The following is a 3530-nucleotide window of genomic DNA, read 5'->3' as shown; positions in this document are numbered from 1 at the left end:
CTCGGCCTGGACACGATGTACGCCACCGTCGCCGAGGCCAACCACGCCTCCCTGGCCCTGCTGGCGAAGCTCGGCTTCACCCACGAACGCGACATCACCGAGGACGACGGCACCCTCACCCGCGTCCTCGCCGCCACCCGCACCCCCGTCTGACCCGCCCGCGCCGCCGCTCAGAGGGTGCGGACCACCTCCTCCGTCGCCAGCCGGGGCAGGCGGTCCTGCCCGGCATCCGGGGCGGGGCGGCCGATGTTCATCAGCAGCAGCACCTCGTGCCGGCCGTCCGGGAAGAAGTCCCGCCGCACCCCCTCGGCGTCGAACCCGGCCATCGGGCCGGCGGCCAGCCCCGCCGCCCGTACGCCGATCAGCAGGTAGCCGATCTGGAGGGTGGCGTTGAACCGGGCCTGCGCGGCACGCTCGGGCCGGTCACCGAGCCACTCCCGGGCCCGCGGGCGGTGCGGGAACAGCTCGGGCAGCCGCTCGTGGAAGTCGACGTCGGCGGCGAGCACCGCCACCAGCGGCGCACCGGCCGTCTTCGCCCGGTTGCCGCTCGGCACGTGCGGCAGCAGCCGGGCCCGGGCCGCCGCCGAGCGCAGCAGCAGCACCCGCAGGGGCTGGCCGTTGAGCGCGGTCGGCCCGTACCGGACCAGGTCGTGGATCGCGGCGACCTGGGCGTCGGTGACCGGCTCCCCGGTGAAGCTGTTGGCCGTGCGGGCTGCCCGGAAGAGCAGGTCCTGGCCGGCCCGGTCCAACGCGAGCAGGTCGGGCGGCGCGAGGGTCGGGGGCGCGCTCACGCCGGCACCGCCGCCCCGGCGGTGGTGTAGCCGCCCCGGTGGTGGACCAGCGGGTCCCCGTCCTCGCCGGCGCCGAGCACCAGCGGCTCGGCGATGACCAGGGTGTGGTCGCCGGCCGGCACCCGGTGCACCACCCGGCAGAGCAGCCGGGCCAGCACCCCGGTCAGCAGCGGCACCCCGAACGGGCCGGGCGCCCAGTGCGGGTACGCGGCGAACCGGTCGATGCCGCTGGTGGCGAAGACGCGGGCGGCATCCCGCTGGCCGGCGCCGAGCAGGTGCACGGCGACGTGTTCGGCCCGGGCCAGCACCGGCCAACTGGACGATGCCACGCCGAGGCAGAACGACACCAGGGGCGGGTCGAGCGACACGGAGGTGAACGAGGTGGCGGTGAAGCCGGCCCGCAGCGGCGCGCCGATCCCGCCCAGGCAGGCCGGGTCGGTGTCACGGGCCACGGCGGTGACCACGGTGACCGTGGCGGCCTGCCGGCGGAGCAGGGCGCGGAACAGGTCCCGGTCCACCGGCAGCAGGTCGGCGGGAGGCGCGTCCGTCCGGGGACGCTCCACGGTGGTCACGCCGGCACCAGCGCCGCGGCGGCGTACGCGCTGGCGGGGCGGGGCAGGCCGTAGTGCTCGCGCAGGGTGCGGCCGGTGTACTCGTGCCGGAACAGGCCCCGGGCCCGCAGCAGCGGCACCACGTGGTCGACGAAGTCCGCCAGCCCGCTGGGCAGCAGCGGTGGCATCACGTTGAAGCCGTCGGCTGCGCCCTGGGTGAACCAGAGTTCGATCTGGTCGGCGATCTGGTCCGGGGTGCCGGCGACCACCCGGTGGCCCCGGCCGCCGCCGAGCCGGCCGATCAGCTGCCGGAGGGTGAGGTTCTCCCGCCGGGCCAGGTCGACGACGAGCTGGTAGCGGCTCTGGTGCGCCTGGACGCTGGTCGCGTCGGGCAGCTCCGGCAGGTGGCCGTCGAGCGGCAGGCCGGTGAGGTCGACGCCGGTCATGCCGGAGAGCTGGGCGAGGGCGTGCTCGGGGACGATCAGCGCCTCCAGCTCGGCGGCGAGGGCCTGCGCCTCGGCCTCCGTACCGCCGATCACGGGGGCGATGCCGGGCAGCACCTTGACCAGGTCGGGGTCGCGGCCGGCGGCGGCGGTGGCCCGTTTGAGCGCGGCGTGGAAGGCCTGCCCGTCGGCGAGGGTCTGCTGGGCGGTGAAGACGGCCTCGGCGTACCGGGCGGCGAAGGCGATGCCGTCCGGGGACGATCCGGCCTGCACCAGCAGCGGCCGGCCCTGCGGCGGGCGGGGCGTGTTCAGCGGCCCCCGGACCTGGAACTCCGCCCCCGCGTGGCTGATCTCGTGCACCCGGTCGGTGTCGGCGAAGACCCCGGCGCCGGCGTCGAGGACGAGGGCGTCGTCCTCCCAGCTGTCCCAGAGCTTGATCGCCACGTCGACGAACTCGGCGGCCCGGCGGTAGCGGTCGGCGTGCGCGGGGTGGCTGGCCCGGTTGAAGTTCCACGCCTCCCGTTCCTGGGCGGAGGTGACGATGTTCCAGCCGGCCCGGCCGCCGCTGAGGTGGTCCAGCGAGGCGAACGTGCGCGCGGTGGTGAACGGCTCGGTGTAGGTGGTGGAGACCGTGGCGATCAGGCCGATGTGCTCGGTGACCGCCGCCAGCGAGGTGAGCAGGGTGAGCGGTTCGAAGACGGCCTGGATGTTGTGCCGGACGGCCGGCCCGACGGCGAGGGAGTCGGCGAGGAAGACCGAGTCGAGGGTGCCGCGTTCGGCGATCCGGGCCAGCTCCTGGAAGTGCCGGACGTCGGCGACCCGGTGCGGGTCGGTGCGCGGGTGCCGCCAGGCCGCCTCGTGGTGGCCGACGCCCATCAGGAACGCGTTGAGGTGCAGGGTGCGGGACATGGGGCTTCCTTTCAGGCGGAGACGTCGACGCGCCAGGTGGAGAAGCGGCGTTCGAGGGCGACGAGTAGCTGGTTGACGACCAGGCCGATGGCGGAGATCGTGATGATCCCGGAGTACATGTCGGGGATCGCGAAGTTGTACTGCGCGTAGTTGATGAGGTAGCCGAGGCCGGCCTTCGCGCCGACCATCTCGGCGGCGACCAGCACGAGGATCGAGTAGGCCCCGGCCAGTCGGACGCCGGTGAAGATGGTCGGCACCGCGGCCGGCAGGATCACCTTCTGGAACAGGCGCAGGTGGTTGAGCCCCATCGACCGGGCCGAGCGGATCAGCAGCGGGTCGACGCCCTTCACCCCGGCGATGGTGTTCAGCAGGATCGGCCAGGAGCAGGCGTAGAGCACCAGGGCGATCTTCGAGGTCTCCCCCAGCCCGAGGATCAGCACGAAGACCGGCAGCAGGGCCAGCGCCGCGGTGTTGCGGAACACCTCCAGCAGCGGGCTGAGCAGGTCCGCCAGGGGCCGGTACCAGCCGATCAGCAGCCCCAGCGGGATGGCGGTGAGCACCGCCAGGCCCAGCCCGGTCAGCGACCGGGTGAGGCTGGCGCCCACGTGGTCGGCGAGCTGCCCGCTGCGCAGCAGCTCCGTCCAGCCCACCAGCACCTCGCTCAGCGGTGGCAGGAAGACCCGGTCGACCAGGCCGGCGCGGGGGGCGATCTCCCAGACCGCGGCGAGGGCGAGCAGGGCCGCGCTGCGGTGCAGCACCCGCCCGCCGAGGTGGAGCAGCCGGCCGGGCAGCGGGCCGGCGGGGTTGGCGGGCGCCACCGGGGGCGCGACGGCCGG

General features: G+C 74.9%; 4 protein-coding genes. All 4 read right to left on the bottom strand.

Annotated elements, in window-relative coordinates:
- Positions 1-170: 170 nt before the first annotated feature.
- The gene (locus NCC78_RS29405) at positions 171-791 is read right to left on the bottom strand and encodes a malonic semialdehyde reductase (protein WP_250798611.1); all 621 of its coding nucleotides are present in this window, start codon (positions 789-791) and stop codon (positions 171-173) included.
- Positions 788-1363: a flavin reductase family protein gene (locus tag NCC78_RS29400; protein WP_250798610.1), complete on the bottom strand. Its 576-nt coding sequence runs from the start codon at positions 1361-1363 to the stop codon at positions 788-790. The genes NCC78_RS29405 and NCC78_RS29400 overlap by 4 nt, the downstream gene beginning before the upstream one ends.
- Positions 1360-2694: an LLM class flavin-dependent oxidoreductase gene (locus NCC78_RS29395; RefSeq protein ID WP_250798609.1), complete on the bottom strand. Its 1335-nt coding sequence runs from the start codon at positions 2692-2694 to the stop codon at positions 1360-1362. The genes NCC78_RS29400 and NCC78_RS29395 overlap by 4 nt, the downstream gene beginning before the upstream one ends.
- An 11-nt stretch (positions 2695-2705) precedes the next feature.
- The coding region (locus tag NCC78_RS29390) for an ABC transporter permease (protein WP_372495234.1) at positions 2706-3530 on the bottom strand (825 nt) is incomplete at its 5' end.

Source organism: Micromonospora phytophila (assembly GCF_023656545.1).
Taxonomy (GTDB): domain Bacteria; phylum Actinomycetota; class Actinomycetes; order Mycobacteriales; family Micromonosporaceae; genus Micromonospora; species Micromonospora phytophila.
The sequence above is the reverse complement of the archived record's forward strand: the minus strand, read 5'-3'. Positions and strand labels throughout refer to the sequence as shown.